26 protein-coding genes are annotated in these 24,016 nt (G+C 56.5%); 21 read left to right on the top strand and 5 right to left on the bottom strand.

The genetic code is table 11. The annotated features are described in order from the left end of the window. The first annotated feature begins 41 nt into the window (after positions 1-41). The 3 genes from ACQY1L_RS24970 to ACQY1L_RS24960 are packed head-to-tail and all read left to right on the top strand — an operon-like array spanning position 42 to position 1,038. Entirely contained in the window at positions 42-281 is a 240-nt protein-coding gene (locus ACQY1L_RS24970) for a type II toxin-antitoxin system VapB family antitoxin (RefSeq protein ID WP_012653071.1), read from the top strand. Beyond that, positions 281-715: a type II toxin-antitoxin system VapC family toxin gene (locus ACQY1L_RS24965; protein WP_153516952.1), complete on the top strand. Its 435-nt coding sequence runs from the start codon at positions 281-283 to the stop codon at positions 713-715. The genes ACQY1L_RS24970 and ACQY1L_RS24965 overlap by 1 nt, the downstream gene beginning before the upstream one ends. A 23-nt stretch (positions 716-738) precedes the next feature. Next, entirely contained in the window at positions 739-1,038 is a 300-nt protein-coding gene (locus ACQY1L_RS24960) for a hypothetical protein (protein ID WP_153516953.1), read from the top strand. A gap of 24 nt (positions 1,039-1,062) precedes the next feature. Here the strand turns inward: ACQY1L_RS24960 and ACQY1L_RS24955 are convergent, their stop codons facing one another. After that, positions 1,063-1,392, bottom strand: a complete 330-nt coding sequence (locus tag ACQY1L_RS24955; protein WP_430262177.1) for a hypothetical protein — start codon at positions 1,390-1,392, stop codon at positions 1,063-1,065. A gap of 114 nt (positions 1,393-1,506) precedes the next feature. On the opposite strand from ACQY1L_RS24955, the gene ACQY1L_RS24950 reads away from it, so the two are divergent. The 15 genes from ACQY1L_RS24950 to repC (ACQY1L_RS24880) all read left to right on the top strand — a co-directional run bounded on the left by ACQY1L_RS24950 (position 1,507) and on the right by repC (ACQY1L_RS24880) (position 17,742). Beyond that, positions 1,507-3,096 (top strand): RcgA family putative transporter, encoded by a 1,590-nt coding sequence (locus tag ACQY1L_RS24950; protein WP_153516955.1) that lies wholly within the window; start codon positions 1,507-1,509, stop codon positions 3,094-3,096. Continuing rightward, the gene (locus ACQY1L_RS24945; protein WP_249741318.1) at positions 3,086-4,087 is read left to right on the top strand and encodes an RcgR family putative quorum lactone hydrolase; all 1,002 of its coding nucleotides are present in this window, start codon (positions 3,086-3,088) and stop codon (positions 4,085-4,087) included. Before ACQY1L_RS24950 ends, ACQY1L_RS24945 begins: the two co-directional genes overlap by 11 nt. Before the next feature lie 481 nt (positions 4,088-4,568). Beyond that, complete coding sequence (locus ACQY1L_RS24940) at positions 4,569-4,766, top strand: hypothetical protein (protein WP_153516956.1); 198 nt, start codon at positions 4,569-4,571, stop codon at positions 4,764-4,766. A 305-nt stretch (positions 4,767-5,071) separates the two neighbouring features. Continuing rightward, positions 5,072-5,281 carry a hypothetical protein gene (locus ACQY1L_RS24935; RefSeq protein ID WP_430246427.1) on the top strand — a complete coding sequence of 70 codons (210 nt, stop codon included), beginning with the start codon at positions 5,072-5,074 and terminating at the stop codon, positions 5,279-5,281. 668 nt (positions 5,282-5,949) lie between these two features. After that, complete coding sequence (locus ACQY1L_RS24930; protein ID WP_430246429.1) at positions 5,950-7,887, top strand: ParB/RepB/Spo0J family partition protein; 1,938 nt, start codon at positions 5,950-5,952, stop codon at positions 7,885-7,887. A 67-nt stretch (positions 7,888-7,954) separates the two neighbouring features. Beyond that, positions 7,955-8,134: a hypothetical protein gene (locus tag ACQY1L_RS24925; RefSeq protein WP_430262174.1), complete on the top strand. Its 180-nt coding sequence runs from the start codon at positions 7,955-7,957 to the stop codon at positions 8,132-8,134. Positions 8,135-8,761: 627 nt separating this feature from the next. Further along, positions 8,762-10,042, top strand: a complete 1,281-nt coding sequence (gene repC, locus ACQY1L_RS24920) for a plasmid replication protein RepC (RefSeq protein WP_430262172.1) — start codon at positions 8,762-8,764, stop codon at positions 10,040-10,042. Further along, positions 10,039-10,545, top strand: a complete 507-nt coding sequence (locus ACQY1L_RS24915) for a thermonuclease family protein (protein WP_153516960.1) — start codon at positions 10,039-10,041, stop codon at positions 10,543-10,545. Before repC (ACQY1L_RS24920) ends, ACQY1L_RS24915 begins: the two co-directional genes overlap by 4 nt. Before the next feature lie 401 nt (positions 10,546-10,946). Further along, on the top strand, positions 10,947-11,282 hold the full coding sequence (locus tag ACQY1L_RS24910) for a DUF736 family protein (RefSeq protein ID WP_153516961.1): 336 nt from the start codon (positions 10,947-10,949) through the stop codon (positions 11,280-11,282). A gap of 120 nt (positions 11,283-11,402) precedes the next feature. After that, the gene (locus tag ACQY1L_RS24905) at positions 11,403-11,609 is read left to right on the top strand and encodes a hypothetical protein (protein ID WP_153516962.1); all 207 of its coding nucleotides are present in this window, start codon (positions 11,403-11,405) and stop codon (positions 11,607-11,609) included. A 69-nt stretch (positions 11,610-11,678) separates the two neighbouring features. Next, the gene (locus ACQY1L_RS24900; protein ID WP_430262170.1) at positions 11,679-12,743 is read left to right on the top strand and encodes a Fic/DOC family protein; all 1,065 of its coding nucleotides are present in this window, start codon (positions 11,679-11,681) and stop codon (positions 12,741-12,743) included. A gap of 218 nt (positions 12,744-12,961) precedes the next feature. Then, complete coding sequence (locus ACQY1L_RS24895; RefSeq protein WP_430262168.1) at positions 12,962-13,840, top strand: ArdC family protein; 879 nt, start codon at positions 12,962-12,964, stop codon at positions 13,838-13,840. A gap of 280 nt (positions 13,841-14,120) precedes the next feature. Further along, on the top strand, positions 14,121-15,338 hold the full coding sequence (repA, locus tag ACQY1L_RS24890; protein WP_153516965.1) for a plasmid partitioning protein RepA: 1,218 nt from the start codon (positions 14,121-14,123) through the stop codon (positions 15,336-15,338). Then, positions 15,335-16,330, top strand: a complete 996-nt coding sequence (gene repB / locus ACQY1L_RS24885) for a plasmid partitioning protein RepB (RefSeq protein WP_153516966.1) — start codon at positions 15,335-15,337, stop codon at positions 16,328-16,330. The genes repA and repB overlap by 4 nt, the downstream gene beginning before the upstream one ends. 197 nt (positions 16,331-16,527) lie before the next feature. After that, positions 16,528-17,742 carry a plasmid replication protein RepC gene (repC, locus tag ACQY1L_RS24880; protein WP_430262166.1) on the top strand — a complete coding sequence of 405 codons (1,215 nt, stop codon included), beginning with the start codon at positions 16,528-16,530 and terminating at the stop codon, positions 17,740-17,742. Positions 17,743-17,869: 127 nt separating this feature from the next. On the opposite strand, the gene ACQY1L_RS24875 is transcribed toward repC (ACQY1L_RS24880), so the two are convergent. From ACQY1L_RS24875 to ACQY1L_RS24860, 4 genes are all read right to left on the bottom strand, one after another. After that, complete coding sequence (locus ACQY1L_RS24875) at positions 17,870-18,352, bottom strand: helix-turn-helix transcriptional regulator (protein ID WP_153516968.1); 483 nt, start codon at positions 18,350-18,352, stop codon at positions 17,870-17,872. Positions 18,353-18,573: 221 nt separating this feature from the next. After that, on the bottom strand, positions 18,574-18,969 hold the full coding sequence (locus tag ACQY1L_RS24870) for a hypothetical protein (protein WP_430246442.1): 396 nt from the start codon (positions 18,967-18,969) through the stop codon (positions 18,574-18,576). Further along, entirely contained in the window at positions 18,966-19,430 is a 465-nt protein-coding gene (locus tag ACQY1L_RS24865; RefSeq protein ID WP_153516970.1) for a hypothetical protein, read from the bottom strand. The genes ACQY1L_RS24870 and ACQY1L_RS24865 overlap by 4 nt, the downstream gene beginning before the upstream one ends. 4 nt (positions 19,431-19,434) lie before the next feature. Beyond that, positions 19,435-20,124, bottom strand: coding sequence for a ParA family protein (locus tag ACQY1L_RS24860; RefSeq protein ID WP_371419002.1), 690 nt, complete (start codon positions 20,122-20,124; stop codon positions 19,435-19,437). A 722-nt stretch (positions 20,125-20,846) separates the two neighbouring features. On the opposite strand from ACQY1L_RS24860, the gene ACQY1L_RS24855 reads away from it, so the two are divergent. Genes ACQY1L_RS24855 through ACQY1L_RS24845 form a run of 3 tightly spaced genes read left to right on the top strand, consistent with a single transcriptional unit; the run spans position 20,847 to position 23,979 of the window. Next, positions 20,847-21,248 carry a plasmid mobilization protein gene (locus ACQY1L_RS24855; RefSeq protein ID WP_153516987.1) on the top strand — a complete coding sequence of 134 codons (402 nt, stop codon included), beginning with the start codon at positions 20,847-20,849 and terminating at the stop codon, positions 21,246-21,248. 1 nt (position 21,249) lies between these two features. Continuing rightward, a complete protein-coding gene (locus tag ACQY1L_RS24850; RefSeq protein ID WP_430262164.1) occupies positions 21,250-23,772 on the top strand; it encodes a relaxase/mobilization nuclease domain-containing protein in 2,523 nt (840 codons plus the stop codon). A gap of 6 nt (positions 23,773-23,778) precedes the next feature. Beyond that, positions 23,779-23,979 carry a hypothetical protein gene (locus ACQY1L_RS24845; RefSeq protein WP_045232523.1) on the top strand — a complete coding sequence of 67 codons (201 nt, stop codon included), beginning with the start codon at positions 23,779-23,781 and terminating at the stop codon, positions 23,977-23,979. The last annotated feature ends 37 nt before the right edge of the window (positions 23,980-24,016 follow it).

Below are 24,016 nucleotides of genomic sequence, written 5' to 3'. Positions count from 1 at the left end.
GCAATTCGGGATATTATAATATCCTCGAAAGGATATGTATCATGCCGCTCTACATCAAAGATCCAGAAGTCGATACGCTCACCGAAGAGCTGATCCGCTTGACCAAGACATCCAAGGTTGATGCCGTGAAGACAGCGCTTAGGCGCGAGATCGCCAGCCGCAAGGGCAGCTTGCCCATGCGCGAGCGCCTGGCCAAGTCCCTCGCAATGGCGCGGGACGCTGGTCCCTTTGCGCCGGGGGACCACAAACGCGAAACCGATGAAATGTGGGGCGAAGACTGATGCTATTCGTTGACGCTTCCGTGGCCGTCGCGATCCTTGCCGGCGAAGACGATGCCGGCGAACTCATGCAGCGGCTTGAGCAGCATGACGGCCCCTTTTACGTGTCGGCCGTGGTTCGCATGGAAGCCTCACTTTCGCTGACGCGGCGCATGGCCGAAGCGACAGGTCGCGACCGGCCTGCGACCCCTGACATGCTCGCGACAGCGCGCAGGATGGTCGATCAATTCTTTGCCGACCTTGAAGCCAAGGAGGCGATGATTTCCGGCGATGTGGGCACGAAGGCGCTGGACGCCGCGCAGCAGTTTGGGAAGATCGTCAATCACCCGGCGAAGCTCAATATGGGCGATTGCTTCACGTACGCCTGTGCCAGAGCCTACCGCACGAAGATCGCTTACAAGGGAAACGACTTTGCCGAGACCGATCTCGGCTGGTGATCGTCAATAGCAGCGAGGTGTTCATGTCTGAAGATGTATCGCAGATTTTCTACACATATTCTCCATGCCGATGGGCCGAAGGCGAGCGACGCTGGAAAGATGACGACGCAGGCTTTGATATCTTCGACACATATGAAGCTGCGAAGGAGGACGCCCTACAGCTACGAGAAGACATCGTGCGTCAGGGCGAAACTGAGTGGACACCTGTCCAGATCGAGAAGCTTGTCCTCGCCCCCATGAACAGGGAAAATCTGCTGCTTCTTTTCAATTCGGGCTTTGAGGCCGCTGTCATCGACCACGAAGTATTGGACGTGATCGATTAAGGTCAGCCACGACGAGCGGGATTTTCACATCTGGCGTGGAGCTCCGAGGAGCAAATCCATTTCCTTGGGCGTCAAAACATTGCCGGTTTTCAGAATGTAAGCTGCGATATAGGTCAGCTTCTCATCCACCTCGCTCTCACCCTGCGGCCTGTAATGGAGGATTGCTTGTCGGCTTTCCGCTTCTTGCCTCATCAGAGCGTCCTCAGACTGACCGGCGTCTGCCAACGCGTGGAGCGTGGCGATGTGCTGATCAATCAACTCCTCAAGGCATGTCTCAAGGGTCTCCTTGCCCACAAGGACCTTGTGCGTGCGATGATGGAATGAACGTGGATTGGATGACGACATATCTATCATGGCTGAACAACTCACTGATCTATGAGCGTCCAAGCGTAGACCACCGCTTGCGGATGAAGGCACGATACACTACGAAGTTCCACGAAATGAAACGAAATCAGGGCCTGTAAGCCTTTGGAGAAGAACGGAAAGTTTTTCATCGCGCCTCCCAAGGATGGGCGTGATTTCAAGGAACTGTTCAAGGACCTTGCCGCTGCGGGGGCTGGACGTCCGCTGGACAGCGACGGCTTTCCATCGGGTCCGTGGACGCCGGAGCTTCTGGCCGAAGCGATTTCGCAGATAGATTCCAATCATGTCGGCGTCGATTTGCGAACGGTACAGCTTTGGTTTCAGGAGAACGACAAGGGCGTGAGCGCGGCCAACATTCGCTGGCTTGCGAGGGTTTTCGGATGCGCTGATAAGCAAGCGACGAGCGAATGGCAGATGGAGCTCAGCGCGGCTCAATCCCGATTGGTCGCCAAGAGGCGGGATTCCAAAAAAGCAGACAGCCGTCTCAATCGCATTCCTGATGTTCCTCTAGCCGAGCTCGAGGCCGTCGAAATCGTCTATGCGGCGCAAGGCGATGCGCAGACCCAAAAGCCGCGCTTCAGTCTCGGCCGAATGTCGGAAGCGGTCTTCACGCGCGGCTCGCCCCTGAATCTGCCCGCTTCGGTCTTCGCCGGCGCGTCGGCTCTTGGGTTCTCGGCCTATATCCTCGGCATACACAGCGCGATCTACACCCGGGCCGATGGCATTGTTAAGCAGGTCGGGTTCCTTTGGGCACCCAACTGGACCTTTCTGTTCATGGTCCTCCTGCCCGTATTTTTCGTGCTGGTCACGGAGCTTCTGGTTTACTGGAAAAACAATGGCCGGATGGTTCTGGCGGGCCATGGTGACAGGATCCGGAGCAACCGCGATTGGGAACACCACCTCAAGGCCTATTCCTACTCCTATTGGGCCGTTTTCGTTATCTGCATTCCCTTCGCCGGTATCTTCCAGTGGATCGCAGTGGATCTGATACCGCTGCTGAAGGGCGGCGGCGATTACGCGATAAGTTGGGGCACGTTGGCGCTCATTCGCCCCGAGGTGGTCACGGTGCCAATGTCGATCGTCTTCACAGGCCTTGCATATCTCTACATGTGCCTCTGCTTCTATCTTTTGTTCGCAGGGCTGATCCTGCTCCATACGATCCTTCATGACCTCTGGACAATTGAGGGTGCCACACAGTTGCGTCCGGATGAGTTTCAGCGGGAAGCCGGCGCGATTGCCCTGAGAGTGATGGAGGGAATATTCCGGTGCACCACGGTTGGTATTCTGGTCGCCATCTGCATGAAGCTGCAAAGCGCCTACCTCGCCTCGAACGGCAAGGACATCGTGACGTGGCTCGTAAACGATAGCTCTGTTGTCATTGACGGCTATGCCAATGGCCGCAATGGCTTCCACTACAGAATGCCGACGCATTTCAGCAGTCTGCTAGTGGCGATTTCGTCCTGTGTAGGCTTCCTGTTCGGGTCCGTTCGGTTTGCTAGACGCTTCCATATGCCGCTATGGCGGATGTCGGCGGTCGTCGCGTTGCTCTTTGCAACCTACATGCTGATCGATGCCTTTGACGGCTTCTCGATCCTCCTTGGTATCGCAACCCTGCTTGCGACATACGCTCTCTTCGACCCGGAGTTCGGGCGGTGGCGCGCAGACGAAATAGAAAGCGATCAACGTGTTTCATAGCTGGCTCGATGGTTGGGATGAGCGGCGCGCGCAGAGCGGTGACGAGGCCAAGAAGACAACGCCTTTCGTGATCGACGCCGATCGCGCCTTTCCCGGCGCGAAGAATACCGCGTCTCTGGAAGAATTTTGTTTGCTTGCAGACAGGGCCGCTTCCGATCCAAGTTTCTTTGAGCGACCGAGCGGGAGCGTTGACGGCTTTGACCGAACAAACGGATGGCTCAAGTTCCCGTCCGACATTGCGACGGACGTTGACGAGAACAATACCGTCTGGGCGAAAATCACGGAAAGCGCGTCCAGCAAAAAGGCATTGGTGATTTTCCACCACTGGAATGCCGACGCCCGGAATGCCCAGATCGCGACACTTTTTTCAAAGCGCGGCATCACCGTGATCGAGATCGCGATGCCCTATCATTTCGAGCGCAGCCGTCCCGGCTCGCTGTATGCCGACTACATCCTCAGCGCCAATCTCGGGCGAACGCTTCAGTCTATGAGGCAAGCCGTTTTCGACGGACGGAAAGTCATTGGCTGGCTGAAAAGCGAAGGCTATCGCGAGATTTCGGTTCTCGGCATGAGCCTGGGCTCTTGGGTCGCAGGATTGATCACGGCGCACGAGCCCGCCGTGTCGAAAGCCTCGCTGTTTCTGACAGCCGGTAGCCTCGCGGATATGGTTTGGACAGGGCGCGCGACACGATCCATTCACAAGAGCCTTGCGCCCCATATCGAGCTGAACGATCTCAGAAGAGCGTGGGGACCGCTCAATATGGAGAACTACGCGCAAAACCTAGCGCGACCGGACTTGAGGCTTCACATCGTCCTCGCGAAACGAGACACAGTCGTTTTACCCGATCTCTCGGCCCGATTTATGCAGAGGCTCGAAAGTGTCGGCGCTTCGCCCCACATCCTGGAACTGAACTGCGGGCATTATTCACTTGGTATTCCGCCCTACATCCTGCTGGCTGGCCTGAGCTTGAGCAGGTTCCTGTCGCGCTGATCAGTTCCACCGTTATGCCTCAAGCGCGCACTTGCTGACCGTGTTGAGCGGCCAGCGAGTGCAATGAGGGGAGCCCCTTCGGCCCCTCCCCTCAAACTCCCCTTCCCCCGCACGATAGACGCCCCGCAAGCGGGTCGGCTCATTGAGGCTTGTTGGCGTTTCCGGCCGGAGACGTCCTGATGTGTGTCCACCACGCTGCAGCATGATGGCGATGGAGATCCGCCCTTGCGGTCGGATCGCGATTTGCCGGTTGAAGGCAAAGGCGACGGCCGGGGCTACGAAGGCCGCGTTTACCGGTCTCTCCTTGGTGGCTGTACGTAATCTAATGCTGCGCACGATACGGCAGGCCCCGCCTTTGCGTGCAACCCCAAGGGGTTCTCCTCTCCGCTTCGCTCCGTTGCGATCGCTGCGCGATGCACTCGGCGGCTCCAACCGTATTCGAGTTTCGCGATTACGCACAACCACCAAGGAGGATCACCTCATGAAAACGCTCGTAACCTTCTGCCAGAAAACCGGCCGTCGCCTTAGCCAGTTCATCAACCGGCAAATCGCGAAGTTGGCCCATAAGGGCCAACTTAAGTTCTCCATCGCCATCATGCTTCCGCTCCTCGCCAAGGTCGAGTTCACCTATCAGGTCGAGCTCGATGGCAAGGCCGGAAACGCCAACAAGCCTCAATGAGGCAAAGCCGCGCCCTTATCCGTCCCACTTGATATCCCATGACCATTCCGGCCCGATTGGCGGGCGCGCGACGAGACTGGCAAGGCATGGTTCGATCCGCACGGGCATGGGATCGAACAGCAACTGCGGCTGACTAGGGTCGCGGCGTCGCACGCGCCCGCTTTGCAGGGGCGCATTCTCTTCTGTACGGAGCGGCTGCGTTGAAGGGCGCGGGCGTCTGGTCATCCCCGTATTGCATCAGGGAACCCTTAATATCCCGTACAATATGCTTTAGAACACTAAGCAAAAGACCGGACGGATGAACGATGACTTCAAGACAGCAACTATTGGCGAAGGTGCATGACATCGCTGATCCCTGCGAAGAGCTCAGGCAGGGTTTTCGTGCGTTGGCAGCGGACCCCTCAATACCCTCGGATGTACAGCAAGCCTCTCTCGATCTGGCCGACGCTATCGAGAAGGTCTTTCAGATCGCGCACTACATCATGAAAAGTGAAACGGCAGCGTCAGGTCATTGAGAGCCAGGCGGTGCGGTTTTGCCGGAGGAAGTCGGTCCCGGCTTCCGCTTCGCGGCGCAAGCTAAGCCTCCTGCGGCTTCCTTTTTCCCGGCAAAACCGCGTCGAGAATTCCCGCTTTCCCGGCCTGAAGAAGGGCCGTCGCTATGCTGAAAGCTCCGATACTCTTCATTGTTCGTTTGGCTCGTCGCAACGAGCAAGCGCCAACCGACACGCCGAGCGGCACTCAACACGGTGCACTTTCTCATTGCGCTAATTCACGTTGAACTAGATCTGCCCGTGAAGCGGAGCGCCCAACACTCGGAGCGGAGCGGGCAGATCGATCCGGGGAACCGGCTGGCCGGTTCACTTCTAGAATGAGCGTCCGAGAAGCGGACGCACGATTTTTTATACCTATCCGCTCTTACGACAGGTCGCGGATCGCGCCAATGGGCAAGCGCGCAAGCGCTGTCCCTCGGCTGGAAAAACGGCTTTCACCGCCGAGCCGGCGAACCTTCCGTTTTTCCCTCCTCCGGACCCATGACCCGCTCCACCCCCTGACGGGAGCGGGCTGCGCCCTCCCCCTTCGTTCCGCCGGATGTGGGGGCACATCCTACGGAACGTAGGCAGAGGCTTCGCCCACTAGCGGGGCTTGCTCCCAAGGGAACCGGGAAAACTTTGGAGATTGACCTATGACCGAGATTGTCAGCATTCCGCTTAGCAAGCTTGATACGGACCCGAAAAACGTCCGCAAAACCTACAAGGCCGAGGGCGTCGAAAGCCTCGCAGCGTCCATTCTCGCCAATGGTGTTGTTCAGAACATCGTCGTGCGCAAGGCTCCAAAGGGCCGCTACTTTGTTACGGCGGGCGGTCGTCGGCGCGCTGCCCTGTTGCTCCTTGTCGAGCGCGGCCAGATCGCAGCCGATTATGCCGTGAACGCTATCGTAAAGACCGCCGACGAGGCGACAGAGCTTAGCCTGACCGAGAACGTGCAGCGTGAGGAAATGCACCCTGCTGACCAGTATGTGGCGTTTAAGGCCATGGTCAACGAGGGCAAGGCCATCGCGGATATCGCTGCGCGGTTCGGTGTCACTGAAATCATCGTTCGCCGCCGTTTGGCCTTGGCGAAGGTCTCGCCGGTCTTGCTGGCCCTGTTTCGCGACGACGAAATGACGTTTGAGCAGCTGACCGCCTTTACGGTCTGCGATGATCACGAGCGTCAGGAACAGGTCTGGGAGTCTCTTGATCGATGGAGCCGCGATATCTCGCGGATTAAGTCGGCACTGATGACGGACGAAATTGCCGGAAGCGACAAGCGTATCAAGTTCATCGGTGGCCTTGATGTCTATGAACAGGCAGGAGGCGCAGTTCGCCGCGACCTGTTCGACGCGCAGGGCGGCGGGTTCGCGCTCGACGTAATATTGGTTGAAAAGCTGGTCAGCGAGAAGTTGGCAGCGGTAGCCGAACCGTTTTTGTCGCAGGGCTGGAAATTTGTCGAAACCCACATGCAGCGGCCCGACTGGATTTTCTGCGTTCCTCGCGTCTATCCGAAACAGATCGAGCTTTCCCCTGATGAACAGTCGGAACGTTTGCGCCTGTGCGCCGAACACGATGAACTCGTAGAGCTCATGGACCGTGACGAGGGCGAGGAAAGCCAGTCCGAGCGCATCGATGCCATTAGCGCACGACTGGATGAACTGGACTCGATGCAGGAAGTCTTTTCCGACGAGGACAAGGCGAAAAGCGGGGTTATCGTTTCCTTGGACTACTACGGAAGGGCGGATATTGCCGTTGGCATCCGCAAGCCGGGTGATGACGAACAGAACGAGCAAGCGGAAACGGAGGATGACGATAGCGGGTCCGAGGTTTCCGAGAAGGATGAGGAGGTCGGCTCGCCGAAGATCGTCCACTCTGCTGTGCTGGTCGAAGACCTGACAGCGCAGAAGACAGCCTCGCTCCGCGTCGAACTTGCCAACAATCCCGATGTCGCTCTGGTCAGCGTCGTTCACGCGATGCTGCTCGATCTTGTTTATCCCGGCACCTATGGCCGTTCACGAGGGATGACCGCGTTGCAGATCGCCGTGACGCATGAGCGTTTGCAAGGTTCGATGAAAAGACCGGATGCGAGCCGGGCGACCGCGGAATGGGACCGTATTGCCGAAAATTTCGGTTATCAACTTCCCGGCGAGCCGGAAGACCTATGGGACCATCTTCTTGATAAGTCGCAGTCGGAGCTTTTGGGACTGCTGGCCTATGCCGCTGCGCACACCCTCAATGCGGTCGAGACGAAACATAGCTTCCGCAAGGACGCATGCGCCCATGCAGACCAGATCGGGCAGACCCTAAAGGTTGATATGACCGACTGGTTCGAGACGACAGCGGAAAGCTATTTTTCGAGCCTCAATCGCGCAGGCATTCAAGCGGCGGTGGCAGAAGTGAAAGGCGCTGATTTCGCTTCGCGTATCGCAGGTATGAAAAAGGCCGAGGCGGCCGCTTTTGCCGAAACCGCAATCAAAGGGTCCAGCTGGCTTCCGTCGCTGGTCCGGATCGCGCCTGATCCGAAGGCCGAGAAGGATCAGACGGAACTCCGTTCGGAGGATGAGCAAACTTTCCCGATGGCAGCGGAATAGCCGCGCTGCTGTCAGCCGGTCACGTCCTCCAGCGTGACCGGCTTCCCTCTCGACACGAGGCAAAGTCATGTTCGATCAAGTCCCCGACCCCACCAAAGCCGCCGAATGCTGCTGCCAACTTATTCAAGCGTATCTGTCCGATCCAGAGCATGCGGATTGGGGGGATGTTCAAACGGCAGTCAACACCGCTCTGGAAGCTTTCGATCTTCCGCCCACGTTCTTCGAGGAACAGGCTCAAATCGCCTGATTCTTGGCTCTCACCGCCCCGCCCCGCCCCGCCCGTCTTTGGTCCGATACCAAAGGCGGGCTTTCTGTCATTCGCAAACTTGGTGCAATAGGGATGAAAAGCCGGTTCATGGGTTCGGAGCGTCGCGAAACGCGCCCCTCCGTTGAGAGGAGGCCCAGGCCCCCTCCTCTCAAACTCTCCGTCCCACCCGAGGTCAAAAAGCCCTCTAAAGGTGCTGTTAACCGATGTTTGAGCCATTTCGGTAACGGCGCCGAACGCTCTTGCGCACGCCGCTACGAATATAAAGCCATAATTTTCAGGGGTTTTAGGCGTGGAAGCCGCGTTGAAGTGCGAATAACGATTGAGAGAAAGCTCAATCGTTGCGCCAAGTTGGGTAATCAAGCTATGTATTGTCTCCGGCCGGAATCAGCTACTGCTGCGGCTCGTACCCTTTTAACCCAAGTCTGGAGAACACGCAGGCCCAGAAAAGAGAAAACCGCTCCCGAGAAAACCCGGAAGCGGTCTGCAAAAAACCAAATAATTAAGCAGATTTGTTTTCGCAGACCCCCCTTCCCCTGTCAATAAGAAAAACGCCTTCTCGGTGAACGGCGAAGCCTTGTCTGGTCCCTTGAACAGGAGACATGACAAATGAGGGAAACCCTCACGAACAAGCAGCTAACTGGCCGCAGAATGACAAAGGAGAGAGCTGAGTTCCGGCGACTGGCACAGTCAACGGAAGTCGGAACGGTGACGCGCGGCCAGTTGGCGGTGTTGTCACAGAGTCTTCCATGCACCGGCCTAATTACTAGTACCGAAAGCCATCTGCTGACAGTAATCGTCAACACCGCCCGGGCCGACGCCTTCGACAAGGGTGGTCGACCCATTGTGTTCAAGTCCAACAATCAGCTGGGGTTCGAGATTAACCGCTCACCTGGGCGGGTCAGCCGTATCCTGTCGAGGTTGTTCGACGCCGGGCTCGTTACCATGCAGGACAGCGCAAATTTCAAGCGCTATCCGATTAGGGACGGCGAAGGCGAGATTTCAGACGCTTGTGGCATCGATTTGCGTGTGCTGATTGCCCGCTACCGTGAGCTCGACGCCCTAGTGCGGCAGAAGCGAGAGGAGAAACGCGCCAGCGACGCCGCTGCCCGCCGCTTTCGCGACGCACTCAGGAGCGCCCGTTACGCGCTGGTGAATGCCGTCGATTTGACGAAAACCGCCCTTGCGAGCCTTGCATCGCGCATCGACCGTATTGCTGCCTTTGTTGGTATCGCCGGCAGAGCGCCCGCTTTTGTTTTGAGGCGTGCAGCGATCCTGCTGGAGTGGCTTGTTGGACGATCACTCAAGGCATCGATGCGGCCGCAAAGTGTGTCTGATTATGATAATATGACATGCACGAATGTCGAAAACGACATGCACAAACAGATTACAAACCCCCATCCGTTTGACTTGAGTAAAGAGGAACGGCGTCCGGCTAAAGCCGGCCAACACAATTCACCTAAGGCTGGCTACACCAGCAAGAGGGCTTTTGAGGAAAGCCTGACGAGAGGATCCGACCCAGACAATAGGCAATCTCGCCCGCAGCAAGGGATTGTTGCTCTTGATGATGTGTGGAGGGCGGCGCCATCGTTGAAAGACTATTTCACCACCGCGCCACGCAGCTGGTCCGATCTAGCCCGCATCGCCCCGCAAATTTGCCGCTTGGCGGGTGTCTCAGAGGACGCGCGGCTTCGCGCCGTCGATCAGATGGGCCAGCAGGCCGCCGCGATCGCCATCGCGGTCACGTTCGAGAAATATTCCCGCCAAGAAGTCAGCTCGCCCGGAGGGTATTTGCGCGCCATGACGGACCGGGCGGCATCCGGTGAGCTTCATCTTTCGCGTTCCGTCTTCGGGCTTGCCGCCCGCAACTCCACGGAGGCTCTAAATTGAGAATACAACCCGTTTTTTCGGCTCTCTTGTTCGCTCTTGTGTTTTCACAACCATCCGGCGCGGCCGACTATTCCGGGCAAGCACGCGTGATCGATGGCGACACCTTCAGCATTCGACAGCAGCGGATCAGGATTGCGGCGATTGACGCCTGCGAGCGCTCGCAAAAGGGCTGGAAGAATGGAGCCGAATGGGCATGTGGTGTCGAGGCTCGCAGCTATCTTTCCCGCCTTATCGACGGGAAGCATGTGACATGCACCATCATCGACGAGGACCAATACCGTCGCCTAGTCGGACAGTGCTACATCCAGCAAACCGATATCGGCCTTGAAATGGTGAAAGCCGGCCAGGCGCGACTTCTGTTGCAGTATCTACCGCGAGGCAACTCAATACCTCTTGAGGCTTACCATCAGGCCGAAGACAGCGCCCGAGGCAGACGTTTGGGCCAGTGGGCGGCCGAGATCGACGCGCCGAGCAACTATCGCCGTTCCAATTCTCATCAGTAGCCCAATGACAATTGGATCTGGAACCGCCGAAATCCTCCTTCGGTAGCGCCAAATTGGCTATCTCGCAGAGCAAAAAGCCGTTTGTTTCCGGTTGTATGCTTGCGAAAGTTGAATAATATTGGCGCACGAATATGCGGTTATTGTCGTTGGTCGTACAGGTGATGTTTGGTAGACGCTTTCAGTAGACACCCCTCCAAGGCGGTTGCTCTTGATGCCCGTTCGCACAGCGACGCGGTTTGCTCAAAGCTGGCTGTCCACCAAATTTCCCCGCCTTCGGCTTCCTCGCGAAGCAAATTTGGCACCCTTCCAGCCTCCTCCGCTGCGCTTCGGCCTCCGGTGCGCACCGCTTTCCGCTGGGCCTTGTGAACGCTCATCGCAACCACCAAAGAGGAGTGACCACCATGAAAAACATCACCAACTACATCCAGTTCAACGGCGACAATATCGAAACCGCAGACGGTACCGGCCTCATCTCCACCATCGAGCGAGACCTCGAAATCAGGGTAACGCCTTTTTCTTCCACCAACGAGAGAGCCCCGACGCACCGCGTCTATGCAACATCTCCCGCAGGTCACAAGCTCGACGTGGGCGGCATCTGGAAAAAAGAGAACGGCGAAGGCAAGCCCTACTACACGATCTCGATCAAGCGCATGGGCTTTAATGCCAATCTGGGCCGGTTCCCCGGCCAGGACGATCCGACCCTTCAGGCAATCATCGAGTGGGAACCCCGCGATTGATTGCGCAGAGAAGCCCGGTTCATGACCGGGCATCTCGCCCCGAAAAGGCTGAAAATCCGCCAAATAGCTGGATTTTCGGCCCTTTTCGTGTTAGGTTGACCAGTAATTGGAGATTTGTCGATGAACATTCATTCCACTCGTCCCGACCGCTCCCCGGAAGCCGTCGCGGCTCGAAAGAAGAGCACCGATCAGGCTCGCGCCATGAATATTCGCCAAGGCTATCAGGGCAACGACGCCCTGCTCGAAGCGGCAACCGCTGCTTACGTTGCCGGCGATCTCACCCGAGAAGAGTATCGCGCCCGCATCTTGCCGCAGCCCAAGGGCTGATCATTTCATCCAAGTCTCAAGAGGCTCAAGGCCGTCTGCTAGCGCAGACGGCTTTTTGTTGGTTTACGCATGGCTGAAGAACACCCCAGGGGTTCCTACACTTATCCCAACACGTCAGACGATCCGGATCGCCAGAACGTTCTTCGTAATAAGTTCGGTATCGAATTCAAATCGGAGCTTCGCACGGTCGAGTACCGTGCAACGCAAGACAGAATTTCGGAAATCCTTGAGGGTGATGGTCCCACGGGGAACTTTGATGCCGCTCATCTCAAGGCGATCCACGGGCACATATTCCAGGATGTGTACGAATGGGCCGGTCATACCCGAAACGAAAGCCCGGTGGTTGACGGAGCTCGTGTCGAGCCGATTGGCGGCCTTTCAAAAGGCGGAACGTCTTTCCTACATGGCGCGCGTATAGACATGGGTCTGAATGAGGCGCTGAAGCCGATCAGTGATCCGCAGGCCCTACGAGCCGCCAGCAGGGAAGAATTCGTTGAGCGGGCCGCAAAAATGCTGTCAGAACTGAACTACGTGCATCCATTTCGCGAAGGCAACGGAAGAACCCAGGAAACCTTCATCACGGAGCTCGGCCGGCATTACGGGCATGACATCGATATGAGCGTGATCAGCAAGACCCGTATGATTGAAGCGTCCATTGCCACGACAAATGACCCTGCCAGCCCTGCCCTGAGGCACGTCATCGAGGATGCGATAGACCCCAACCGCCGCGAGGCGCTGCGTGGTGCCTTTGCGGATCTGGAGCAGGTCGGTGAGAAGTCATTCGAGCATTATGTTCGGACTGCCCGTCCGGGCGAAGAGATTGAGGGCCAGGTGTTCGGTCATGACAATCGCGTTGCAACCCTTGTGACCGAGAACGGCATTATCGCTGTCGATCGCGCCGACCTTCCGGAGCGGATCCCGGCCGACGACGAAGAGGTGAAGTTCACCGCCCGATCTGACTTCAGAACCTTGGGGCGGCCGGAGCAGGAGGCCCAAGCGCAGCCTCAGAGCGTCGAGCAAAAGGCTGAACAAGCGCCGCAGCCGTCAAATCACAACGCAGAGCTCAAGGCCGTTGAAGCGCAGCATCTGGCAACCCGTCAGCAGCAGAACGACCGGGAGGACCGGGGTCGTTAGCCCGGCTTCTTACCCGTTGCAGTACCGGAAACCGCAGCGCCGTTAGCGGCCTGCTCCCTTGTGTTTGCTGTCTCCCATTTCGTTGGGTGATTGACGACGATAGCCCCTCCCCCATTCAACCGCTTCGCGGTCCTCCTCTCCGTTGCGGCCCTCCGGGTGCATGGGCTCGTCTCGGCTATCTCCTTTTTTTGCCGTCAACCAACGAAAAGGAGACGGCTATGCAGAGCAAGGACACCTACCGGCGCATCACGGATGCCATCATCGAGCAGCTTGAAGCAGGAACGAAACCTTGGATCCGCCCTTGGCGCGGGACCGTCCGCCGCTCGCCGGTACCGCAACGCGCCACCGGCGAGGCCTATCGCGGCATCAACGTCATCATGCTGTGGCTTTCCAGCCAGCTCGCCGGCTACGACGAGAACACCTGGATGACCTACCGGCAGGCTCAGGATCTTGGGGGCCAGGTCAGAAAGGGCGAACAGGGAACCCTCGTCGTCAAGTACGGGACCTTCACTCCGAAGGCGCAGGAAGCCGACGACAAGAGCATCCCGTACCTGAAGGGCTACACCGTCTTCAACGTCGAGCAGATCGATGGCCTACCCGACCGGTTCAAAAGCCCGGTTGAAGACATTCCGGAAGGCCCCATGCCGCTCCTCAGGCATGTCGAAGACTTTATCGGTCGAACCGGCGCGAAGATTACCTACGGCGGCAAGCACGCCTGCTATCGTCCAAGTCCCGACGACATCGAGGTGCCCGCGCGTGAACGCTTCTTAAGCGAAGTCCATCTTTACAGCACCGTTCTGCACGAGCTCGGCCACTGGACCGGCTCGAAACAACGTCTCGATCGCGATCTTTCCGGCCGGTTTGGGACCGAAACCTGTGCCGTAGAAGAGCTCGTTGCCGAACTGTCGGCGGCTTTCGTCTGCGCTGACCTTGGCGTTGAGCACGATCCACGCGAGAACACCGCGACCTATCTGGAAAGCTGGCTGACGGTTTTGAAGCAGGATAAGCGGGCGATCGTCACAGCCGCCGCCAAGGCTCAGGCCGTTGCTGATTACCTTCACGGCCTTCAAGGCGCAATAGATATTGAGGCGGCCTAGCGTCCCCTCTAACACAAAGGCAGTCGTTGCGACGAGGTTCGAAACGGAGGCAAGTTGCCTCTGTTTCATACCGATTCTCTCCAACTCGGAGACCGTCAGATGCTAAGGACGATTCTCAGGCAATCCGTTGTCAGCTGACAATTGAAGTAACCATATGAAATATCAGACGAAATTAATAGGACGCAAATGGTTAATTTCGGTTAACCAAAAACAGCTTGACGGTTATGCCGTCTATGAGATCATTTGCGCAAATTGAAGAGAATTGTCAGGTTTACCGTGAATGGCGAATAAGAGCGCAAAAAGCAATAAAGTCGACAAAATCGAGCGCGTCTCGATTGATAAGACTATAGCCGATGATGCCGCGAAGCTCAGCAGCAATCTTCAGGAACTTTCCGCTCGGCTGTTTTCACCTGATGCGCAAAAGGCACTTCGCCGCTTTAGTAGCACGGAAGCCGCAAAACTGCTCGGAGTAACGGACAGCTACGTGCGCCATCTGGCGGCTCAGGAAGATTCTGTTACCTCCGAGAAGACGTCGGGCGGCCGACGGACCTTCTCCTTGACCGAAATCAACACGATCCGCCAGATTCTGGGTAAAACCAAACCAGCCTATTTGTCTGGACGCCGGGAAAACGAACATCTGCAGGTTATCGCAGTGACCAATTTCAAAGGCGGATCGGGTAAGACAACGACCTCCACGCATCTCGCTCAGTATCTGGCTCTGCGCGGCTACCGCGTCCTCGCTGTCGATCTCGACCCGCAAGCTTCGATGTCCGCAATGCTGGGCTATCAGCCGGAGTTTGATGTCGGCGAAAACGAGACACTGTTCGGGGCTATCCGATACGATGATCTACGTCGCCCGGTAGGGGAGGTGGTTCGAGAAACCTATTTTCCGGGCTTGGATATAATCCCGGGTAATCTTGAGCTCCATGAATTCGAGCACGATACGCCGCGAGCGCTCGCAGAAAGAAACGGATCCGAAACCGACATGTTTTTCATGCGCGTCGGCAACGCGCTCGCTGACCTCTCTGACAGATACGACGTCGTCGTCATCGACTGCCCACCGACCTTGGGGTTCCTGACGCTTTCTGCGCTATGCGCTGCGACGGCAGTGTTAATCACTGTCCATCCCCAGATGCTGGACGTGGCTTCCATGAACCAGTTCTTGGCAATGACATCGGACCTTCTTTCTGTGGTCAAGGACGCTGGTGGCAATCTGGAATATGATTGGATGCGCTATCTGGTCACGCGGTACGAGCCGAACGATGGCCCACAAGCGCAGATCGTTGCTTTTCTACGAAGCTTGTTCGGAGATCGTGTTCTGACCTCGATGATGGTGAAGTCTACGGCTATTTCTGACGCCGGGCTCTCAAAGCAAACGATCTACGAGGCCGCACGGGAATCGATGAATCGACAGACCTATGATCGCGCTGTTGAATCAATGGATGGGGTGAACCTCGAAGTTGAGGCACTTCTCAAGAGTTCATGGGGGCGTGCATGAAGGGCCGTGACATTCTAAAAAATATGGTCAGTTCAGCGGGTAGCGAACGGCCACCTAAGGCATCCACTCAGCCACAGCACAAGCCAGCTGGCGCGGTGCGAGCCATGAACTTGTCACTTGGTCGGCTCGGTGATGAAGCCGCTGCGGCCAAAGAGCTACGTTTGGCGCTTGCAGCCGGTGACAAGGTCGTCGAGTTGACGCCGACGCATATTGACGCATCCTTCATTCAGGATCGCATTCCGACGGACCACGATGCAGCCCTTGAGGATCTTATTTCCTCTATGCGCGAGAGCGGGCAGCAAGTCCCGATCTTGGTGCGGCCACATCCTACGAGGGAAAACCACTACCAAGCGGCCTACGGGCACCGCCGATTGCGCGCGGCCATCATTCTGGAACGCTCAGTCAAAGCCATCGTACGCCAACTGACCGACGAGGAACTTATCGTCGCGCAAGGCCAGGAAAACGGGCCGCGCGTTGATCTCAGTTTCATCGAGCGCGCTCTTTTTGCGAGGCGGCTCGAAGAGCACGGCTTTGATCGCGACCGCATATCTCAAGCGTTGTCTGTCGATAAGCCTGAAACCTCGCGGCTCTTACAAGTGGCCGACGTCATTCCAACGGAAATCATTATGGCTGTTGGGCCCGCTTCTAGAATCGGTCGGCCACGCTGGCTGGCCTTTGCCGAACTGTTGAAAGACAAAGCGGCGGCGGCACGGGTAGCGGATTCCATCGCGGACCCTCATTTCAGAACGATCGATACGAATGAACGTTTCGCACGTCTGTGGAGTCAGGCTCAGGATGCAAAATTGCCGCAGAAGAGCACCGCGGGTAAGATTCGCACGCGCAAGGGTATCGTGCTTGCATCGATAGAGCGAACCACCAGGGGCGCCAAGATCACAGTTACATCAGAAGAATTTTCAAAATTCCTAGACGCTCGTATGAGCGATCTCGTTGAACAGTTCGAAAAAGAAAACGCTTCTGAAACAAACCATTAGTTCGATTGTCAGCTGACAATCCGATCGCAACTAGGAGATCAAAACCGCAAAAGAAAAAGGCCCCCAAACGTCGCCGTCGTGGAAGCCCTTCTCATATGTGTCGCAACTAGAGAATCGCATTTCCCCGAATCCCAGTCAATAGTCTTTGGCGCTGTTTTGGCGAGCGGATTTCTTTTGCCTTTGTGAGGGCTGAAGAGATGCAAACAGGAAGTGTAACGACGCCCTTTGGGCGGCGACCGATGACGCTTGCTCTGGTGAAACGGCAAATCGCTGTCTCCGAGATCAAGCCGGGTAAGAGCGCTGATAAATGGATGATCTTTCGAGACGTCAAAGAAGCGCGCGAGCTCTTCAAGCTGCCTCCTTATTCGATAGCGGTGCTTGATGCGCTGCTGACGTTCTATCCGGAAAAGGAATTGCGCCAGAACGCGCAGCTGGTGGTATTTCCCTCCAACGCTCAGTTGATGGTACGCGCCAACGGAATGTCCGGAGCAACCCTTCGGCGGCATTTAGCGATCCTTGTCGATGCAGGGATGATTGTCCGCAAGGATAGCCCCAATGGCAAACGATACGCTCGAAAAGATGGGGCAGGGGAGATCGAACGCGCATTCGGATTTGATCTTTCTCCGCTTTTGGCTCGATCCGAGGAGTTCGGGTTGGCGGCTCAACAGGTGGCGACCGATCGCCGCGAATTCCTCAAGGCCAAGGAGAGCCTTACACTATGCCGGCGGGACGTTCGAAAGGTTATCAGCGCCGCGATCGAGGAGGGGGCTGATGGCGACTGGGAAGCGATAGAGGCTGTCTACCTCGACATCGTCCGACGGATTCCCCGCACCCCGTCAGCGTCCGACCTGGCAAAAATCCTCGACGAGATGCAGCTTCTTTACGAAGAAGTCGTCAACCGGCTGGATTTGATGGGTAATTCAGAAGATATAAGCACCAATGGTGCTCAGACAGAGCGCCACATACAGAATTCAAAACCCGAATCCATCATTGAACTTGAACCTAGCTCTGAAAACGAGCAGGGCGCGAAGCCGAGTGAAATCAGTCGACCGAAGAGGGAGCCGATAAAGGCGTTCCCACTTGGTATGGTTTTGAGGGCTTGCCCGCAGATAAGCGATTACGGGCCGGGCGGCCAGATCGCAACTTGGCGAGAGCTGATGTCAGCCGCTGTTGTCGTTCGTTCGATGCTCGGCGTTAGCCCGAGCGCCTATCAGACCGCCTGCGAAACCCTTGGACCCGAGAATGCGGCCGCTGTCATGGCCTGCATTCTGGAGCGGGGGGGCCAGATCAACTCTGCAGGCGGTTACCTGCGTGATCTGACGCAACGGGCCGAGAAGGGTGAGTTTTCGCTAGGTCCGATGCTGATGGCCTTGATGCGCGCCAATACTGAGAATGATCGACAGGCGGGATGAGATGGTGATGTTCGGCGCTGTCTCCATCTCACGCAACGCCGGCTAGGAAGCTGTCTTGCAAGACGTATGGCTTCGCCTGGCGTTGGGTGGCCGATGCCATCAGCCGAGGAAGGCCCCGCTAGCCGCCTTACTTCTTGTCTCTCTCCGGGCGCTCTTCAGGTGTCATGCGCGCGATAATTCCGATAAGATTTCTCACGGCTTCGTGCGGTAGGCTCCGTGTAAGGTGCGAGAGCTCCAGGTGATCTTTCGCTTCTTCCGGCGTACGTCCGTAAAGATGAGGTGCAGCTGCAAAAAGGATGTCGATCGGCTGGAAGCCAAGAAGTTCACATAAATGGATCATCCGCGTGACTGTCATCCTCGAAAACGCGCGCTCATAGCGACCGTACACTGCTGTCGAGAGCCCGACCATCGAAGCAAATTCTTCTCTGGTGAGCTTTTCGTCTTCGCGAGCCTTGCGCAGAAACGCGGCAAGTTTCTCGTCCATTTCCTTGAAACTCACGATACCTTCGAAGCCTGGGCGGCGGTAAAGCGGCCGGTCTACTTCTTCATCAGTGGTCTCAACGAGGCCCTTCGAACTCTTGTATTTGATTAGGTCTCGCGTTTCCGACATCACCCTCAGCCTCAATCCGCTTTTCAAGCGGTATTATGTACCAAGCTGAACCAACTTGGCACCAGTCTGTTCCTATGAATCACCAAACGGTCTTTCTACCAATTTGGGGGTAAGGTGTACAATCGGCGGCAAGTTGCAAACTTAGCCAACTTGGCGAACTCAGTTTTGGTGTACTTACCGCTTCGACCAGCGCGATATAGTGTATTTTCAAGAATATCCAGCTATTTGGTTCTAAGAGAAACTAGAGCCCAAATATCATCTTTCCGCTCAAAGACCCCTTCCAAGCGGGTATCTTCTTTGATCCAACCGAGTTTCGCAGTCAACTCACATGCGATGGCGTTTCGAGCTAAACTAATGCAGCGATCGACGTGAACTGACGATTTGGGGCCGTAGTTTTCTATATCCCATTTGGATAAGATAAACAGTTGCTCCTTGGCTGCCTGGTCAGTCGGCCAGTCGCCCTTATCGGTTACATCCGTCCCACTCACTGTTTGCGCCAGAAAGGAATGTTTCAGGGCGGGAAGATCTATTCCGACCAATACCGCCTGCGGCGCGAGGACAACTCCGAGCAATCCACCTAACGCAACGCCAAGAAGGAATTTGGGGTCCAGGATCAATACCCGTTGTCCCGCAAGTATTGGTCTATGGCCGTCTTGATGATGACCGTCATTTTAATTTCGTTCTCAACCGCGGCTCGAGCGAGCCGTTGCTTGGTGTCGAAGTCGAGAGGGCAGTTTACGAAGTGCTTGCTTTCTCTCGCCTTCGTCTGTTTCAGGTCCTGTAAGCGCAGTCTCGACGCTTCTTGGCGAAGAGCTCGTGTTGTGGTTCGCTCCCGCCGAACATCCTCGTTGGCAGAAATCAGATTCCCGCTTTGTTGGTTCGGGCCGAAGTCGGCTTGAGGATTGGTAGCACTCGCATCTATGTCCGTCGGCTGCATGTTGGCTGCCTTGTCGGTGACCACGACTTCAGGAGTGGCCGGAGCTGACTTGGAAGGCACAGACTGGCCGACTTGTGGCTCCTGACGCGGTTTGCGAGGCGCAACCGCAAAATCTGTCACACTGGTGTCGCGTTTAACCATAGCATTAACCCCTTGCGGTCGTCTGGAGGTAGCTTTCAACTTCGTGCTTGAATGCTAGAGCTTCTGCACGGGCCTTTTTCACGGGATCGGTTAGCTCAAGCATTTGGAGCGTTCCATAGCCGGTTCGAATCTCTCGATAGGGGTTCCGTTCAACAAGTTCGGTTTCGAGCAGGTGTGAATTATAGCCGCCCTCTTGAAGGTTGGCGACAAATGGACGAATTAAACGATACTCTTCAAGTGCGCGGTTCGGCATGCTTATCCGTGTCCTGTATATGAGGTGTGGGATCTGCCGTCCTATCTGATCACTCATGTCGGCAACATCGCTGGCTGCTTGGCCAGCAGCCACGATCTCGTCCTGCGCTGGTTGGATCGGCGTTATTACCAGTTGGGAACCAGCAATGATCGTGTCTCTGGTAACGGTATCCTGGCCGGGAGAATCCATGATCACAACGTCATAATCTGCAGCGTCTTGTTCGAGGACTTGCCTAATACCAGAACCTTGGGCTGCAGTCACAAGCGCTATGCCGTCTGGCTGGTAGTTTTTCTCAATTGAGCGTTGGAACCAAGTCGAGAGGTTTTGGCGACCATCCGCATCGATGAGCAGCACGCTTTTGCCTTCGAGAGCAAACTCTCCTGCGAGAAGGATGACAGCAGTCGTCTTTCCTGCACCACCTTTCCCGCTTACTGCGGACATGCAAATTGTCATAGTTGCTTCTCCCAAAAATTTTGTCCGACCTCTTGATGGCCTCCAGGGCATCCGTGTGGCCTCATCGTTTCGGTTCTTCCAAACGGCAGGCCCACACTGAGCATCTCGTGGTCGTTGACATCTTACCAACGGTACAAAAACGCCGTAGGGCGACCGGAACCATGTCGCGGCACGCCCGCACGACGATAACTTATGTAGGGTTCACACGGGTGGTCAACTCGCCGGTTAAGATCGAAACGACTAAACGACAACATGATATGTCCGGGTGAAGTGTACTCAACGTGCTTTGCCGCCATGTTGAGGGACAGAAGGTAAAATCTACATCTAAAAACCACACGGCCTACCGTGTGGTTTCCTCGTGTGATCTATTCGAGTGGTGAACCCCGGAGCCGCGTGAAGGCCGACTTTGGTAGGCGAACGGAAGCCGCAAGAGCGTAGAGCGGAGCGTCCCTTGCGGGTGAGTACCGCTGCCATACCAAGGGCTTCTTAGCGGTTTTGGCGGTGAACCCTGGTGAGCGTTTCAATGCTTTGAAGCCGATGCGTAAGCGTCGGTATTAGTGGGACGCAATGGGATGGAGGGGTTATAGGTCGTTGCAGGTCGTTTCATATTATGAGTGGCAGGATACGCAAAAATGTTTTACATTTTGGTCGTTTCTATCGAGGGACTGGCCCTCGATGCCTTCGCGTTGCGCTGGAAAGGCCTTCGGCTGATGAGTGAAAACAGTTTGGTGACGTCTGCGACTAAGGCCCGTAAAGACCGGCTCGTAAACGTGCGCTTGACGGATGCCGAACATGGAAAGATCGAAGAGGCGGCCAAAGCGGCTGATATGAGCGTGTCCGCGTTTTTCCGTTCGCTGTTGCTTGAGGGTGCAGGCGTGCGGCCGATTTTGACGCGTGATGACCGGCTTATTATGGCGGCATTGCTGGAAGATATGCGCAAGATCGGTGTGAACTTGAACCAGGTCGCGCGAGCGCTGAACAGCGGCAAGGCTGTTCATCCGAGTGAACTAGATATCAATCTAGCTAACGTTCAGTCGATTCAGGCCGCTGTAATGCTTGAACTCCGATCGCTTTCAAGGCGTGCTGGCTATCAGCGGCGTGGGGAGGCGTAGGGTGGAGTTCTTCTTCGGAGCGTTCACGAGTGAATGGGAGCAGAAGCGCGCAACGCTTTTGCATGAGATGTCACTTGGAGGAAAGGCGGCGCAATCTGAAGAAAATCTCTTCAAGTACGTTCATCAGATCAAGGAGGTTAAGGGCGGGGGAGGCGGACCCACGGTGAAGCCTATGCGGATGCCTCGCATGCAGTTTCCCCGGATCTCAATGCCTTCTGGTAGTGCGGCGGCTTCAAGCCGCCCGATGGAGGCGCGTCTTACGAGCGTCGCGAAGGGTAGTCAGCCAGCTGTTGTGAAAATGGCCTCCTATGGCGGCGGTGCACGCGTCGGATCGATGCTCAACTACGTCTCGCGTAGCGGTGAGTTGAAGGTAGAGAACGAAAACGGTGAGAAACTTGAAGGCCGTGAAGATCTTGCTCGTGTTCGGGGCGACTGGAACCACCTGTTTCAGAACCGGACGGAGAGCCGAGATATTGGAAGCTTCTCGGTGGAGGTCGCGGCCAATGCTGATGGAGAGGATTTGCATGGCCGGGTGCGAGATATCCTATCGAGTGGTTTTGGCGACCGGCGGTACGCTTATGCCGCTGCGGAGCGCGCTGATGGTTCATTGACGATTGATGGCCTTGTCGTTCTACGAAGCGGGCAGGGTAAGAGGCTTACAGCCGACGCCAAGGCGGCCGGGATCGTGCAGCAAAGTTTTGACGCTAGCGCAGTCGCAGGTCAGGGCGCTGCGAGGTTTTCCTTCGGAGGCTATGGAAACGGTGTCGATTACGGCACCACGAAGGTTCGGGAGCTTATCGCGGACAGTGCAGAGGTTCGGGATGATCGCGGTCGCTTAATAGCAGACGGTAAAGCGGCCGGAGATCTCGTTCAAAAGGAGTGGCGCGAAGAGCTTCATAGCCGCAAAAGCCGTGATGTTATGCATGTCATCATGTCCGCCCGAGCCGGAACCGATGCAGGAGCCTTTGAAGGCGCTGTTCGAGATTTCCTCGCTGACCAGTTTGCTGGACATCGGTACGTCTTTGCGATGCACGACCCTGAAACCGATACCAAGCAACCAGGGGAGGGGGGCAAGCGTCCGCATGTCCATGCTCATGCTATCGTCACGATGCGATCAGAAGCCGGGGACCGCATCGAGACAACGCCGGCAACCTTTCGCCAATGGCGTGAAGTGATGGCCGAGAAGGCGCGCGATCACGGCGTCAATATGGAAATGACAGATCGACGGGAGTTTGCCTCAGCGCCCGCGTACACGCGCAACCAGGTCAGGGCCGTAAACCGCGAGGGCAGGACCGACCACGTTGGAACAAGTGAGCCCGCTCAGGCTCGTTACGATGCAAAGCGATCGGGCCGACGCACCGTAGCGTCAAGTGATCGCAGCCGGCAGTATACCGTCAAGGCTCAGGAGACGTGGCAAAAGATAGCTGCGGTTTCCGGTGATAGGCGGACTGTAGCTTTCGCAGCTGAACATCGTGATGTCATTGAGACAGGGCTCAGAGAGCTGGATTCTGCAAATAATTCAACAGTCGTTGACTCGGATTTCGGCGGCGATTTCCGTACAAATATGATATCATTGCAGAAGATGCTTTTGGAGGCAGAGGACATGCGCGAGCAGACACGCCAGGAGTTTGAATCATACGAAAAGACTGTCGAAACAGCTCTGTTCAGACTTGAGCGAAGCGCTGGACCCGACGACAGAGCCGGTTTCGATGAGGTTGCCACTACAGCCCGGGAAATTGTTGATCTGCGCCGTGAAATGCTCGAGCTCACCGAGCGCGTTGGCGATAGACAGATTGGCAACGAGGACGATCGGGAACCACTTGCTGACGCCACGGACCAGCGTGGGGGAGCGGATGAACGTAGTGGAGCCATCGCCACTGACGCTGTTCGCGATGACGCGTTTCGCCTCGCCAACGAGGCTGACGATGTCAGCAAGAAGTGGGATGAGGCTGTTGCCAAGCATGGCGAAGCGGTTGTTGAGGCTGGCAATGATGCGATGATCGATGTCGAGCATTTCAGAGAAGGTATCGCGCTGGTACAGTCGGGCGAGTTTTCTGAAGAAGACCTTGAAATGTACGAGACCGGGCTCAGGTCAGCCCTGCGGCGTGCCGCCGAGCTAGCGGCCGACGGAAACGCCTACCTTCGCGATGTCGCTGTCGAGGATCCAGAGCTTCGCAGCGAAGTCGAAAAAGTCGAACGCGAAGACGGCCGGACAGACGAAAACACGACCAACAAAACCGCTTCTACGTCTGATGCTCCTGACGATCGTCAGCGCGACCTTCAGCTTGATGCGGAAGAGGAGCGGGGTCAGCTTCCAAGCGAGCGCGAGGCGCACGAGTTGGCCGACACAATCGAGGCTACAAACAAGCAACAAGATCGTGTAAAACAGGAGCGTGAGGCTGGGCAGAAAGCAGGAGAAACCACGCGAACTGACCCTGCGCAGCAGCACGTGCCTCGTCTTGAAGAACTTGAGCGGGAGCAAAATGAACAGAGGGACCGCGATCGGGACGATCGTGAGCGGTGATAGGCCATGACAAACCGATACGTCATTCAGACTGAGAACAGAAAGTCGGACGAAGCCGTAGGAAAAGGGATCGTCGCGATCTTCGCCTTCGTTGCTGCTCTCGCTGCTATCGGCTTCGCGTATCAGACAGTTGTCGGATGGTATGACGCGGCCGCGATCTGGCTTGGAGACATCGGCCAGTATCTCGCTGGCTTTTGGCCATTTTAGTCCTTCTACCCGAGCAAGTAGATTCGTAGCGGCTCTG

The sequence above is a fragment of the Neorhizobium sp. DAR64862/K0K3 genome, from assembly GCF_050500185.1.
In the GTDB taxonomy this organism is placed as follows: domain Bacteria; phylum Pseudomonadota; class Alphaproteobacteria; order Rhizobiales; family Rhizobiaceae; genus Neorhizobium; species Neorhizobium soli.
This window is presented reverse-complemented; position numbering and strand designations above follow the sequence as displayed.

Excerpts from the sequence above, each read along its gene's own strand:
- ACQY1L_RS24970 (WP_012653071.1), top strand. The coding sequence starts at position 42 with ATGCCGCTCTACATCAAAGATCCAGAAGTCGATACGCTCACCGAAGAG.
- ACQY1L_RS24965 (WP_153516952.1), top strand. The coding sequence starts at position 281 with ATGCTATTCGTTGACGCTTCCGTGGCCGTCGCGATCCTTGCCGGCGAA.
- ACQY1L_RS24960 (WP_153516953.1), top strand. The coding sequence starts at position 739 with ATGTCTGAAGATGTATCGCAGATTTTCTACACATATTCTCCATGCCGA.
- ACQY1L_RS24955 (WP_430262177.1), bottom strand. The coding sequence starts at position 1,392 with ATGATAGATATGTCGTCATCCAATCCACGTTCATTCCATCATCGCACG.
- ACQY1L_RS24940 (WP_153516956.1), top strand. The coding sequence starts at position 4,569 with ATGAAAACGCTCGTAACCTTCTGCCAGAAAACCGGCCGTCGCCTTAGC.
- ACQY1L_RS24935 (WP_430246427.1), top strand. The coding sequence starts at position 5,072 with ATGACTTCAAGACAGCAACTATTGGCGAAGGTGCATGACATCGCTGAT.
- ACQY1L_RS24930 (WP_430246429.1), top strand. The coding sequence starts at position 5,950 with ATGACCGAGATTGTCAGCATTCCGCTTAGCAAGCTTGATACGGACCCG.
- ACQY1L_RS24925 (WP_430262174.1), top strand. The coding sequence starts at position 7,955 with ATGTTCGATCAAGTCCCCGACCCCACCAAAGCCGCCGAATGCTGCTGC.
- repC (WP_430262172.1), top strand. The coding sequence starts at position 8,762 with ATGAGGGAAACCCTCACGAACAAGCAGCTAACTGGCCGCAGAATGACA.
- ACQY1L_RS24910 (WP_153516961.1), top strand. The coding sequence starts at position 10,947 with ATGAAAAACATCACCAACTACATCCAGTTCAACGGCGACAATATCGAA.
- ACQY1L_RS24905 (WP_153516962.1), top strand. The coding sequence starts at position 11,403 with ATGAACATTCATTCCACTCGTCCCGACCGCTCCCCGGAAGCCGTCGCG.
- ACQY1L_RS24900 (WP_430262170.1), top strand. The coding sequence starts at position 11,679 with ATGGCTGAAGAACACCCCAGGGGTTCCTACACTTATCCCAACACGTCA.
- ACQY1L_RS24895 (WP_430262168.1), top strand. The coding sequence starts at position 12,962 with ATGCAGAGCAAGGACACCTACCGGCGCATCACGGATGCCATCATCGAG.
- repA (WP_153516965.1), top strand. The coding sequence starts at position 14,121 with ATGGCGAATAAGAGCGCAAAAAGCAATAAAGTCGACAAAATCGAGCGC.
- repB (WP_153516966.1), top strand. The coding sequence starts at position 15,335 with ATGAAGGGCCGTGACATTCTAAAAAATATGGTCAGTTCAGCGGGTAGC.
- repC (WP_430262166.1), top strand. The coding sequence starts at position 16,528 with ATGCAAACAGGAAGTGTAACGACGCCCTTTGGGCGGCGACCGATGACG.
- ACQY1L_RS24875 (WP_153516968.1), bottom strand. The coding sequence starts at position 18,352 with ATGTCGGAAACGCGAGACCTAATCAAATACAAGAGTTCGAAGGGCCTC.
- ACQY1L_RS24865 (WP_153516970.1), bottom strand. The coding sequence starts at position 19,430 with ATGGTTAAACGCGACACCAGTGTGACAGATTTTGCGGTTGCGCCTCGC.
- ACQY1L_RS24860 (WP_371419002.1), bottom strand. The coding sequence starts at position 20,124 with ATGTCCGCAGTAAGCGGGAAAGGTGGTGCAGGAAAGACGACTGCTGTC.
- ACQY1L_RS24855 (WP_153516987.1), top strand. The coding sequence starts at position 20,847 with ATGAGTGAAAACAGTTTGGTGACGTCTGCGACTAAGGCCCGTAAAGAC.
- ACQY1L_RS24845 (WP_045232523.1), top strand. The coding sequence starts at position 23,779 with ATGACAAACCGATACGTCATTCAGACTGAGAACAGAAAGTCGGACGAA.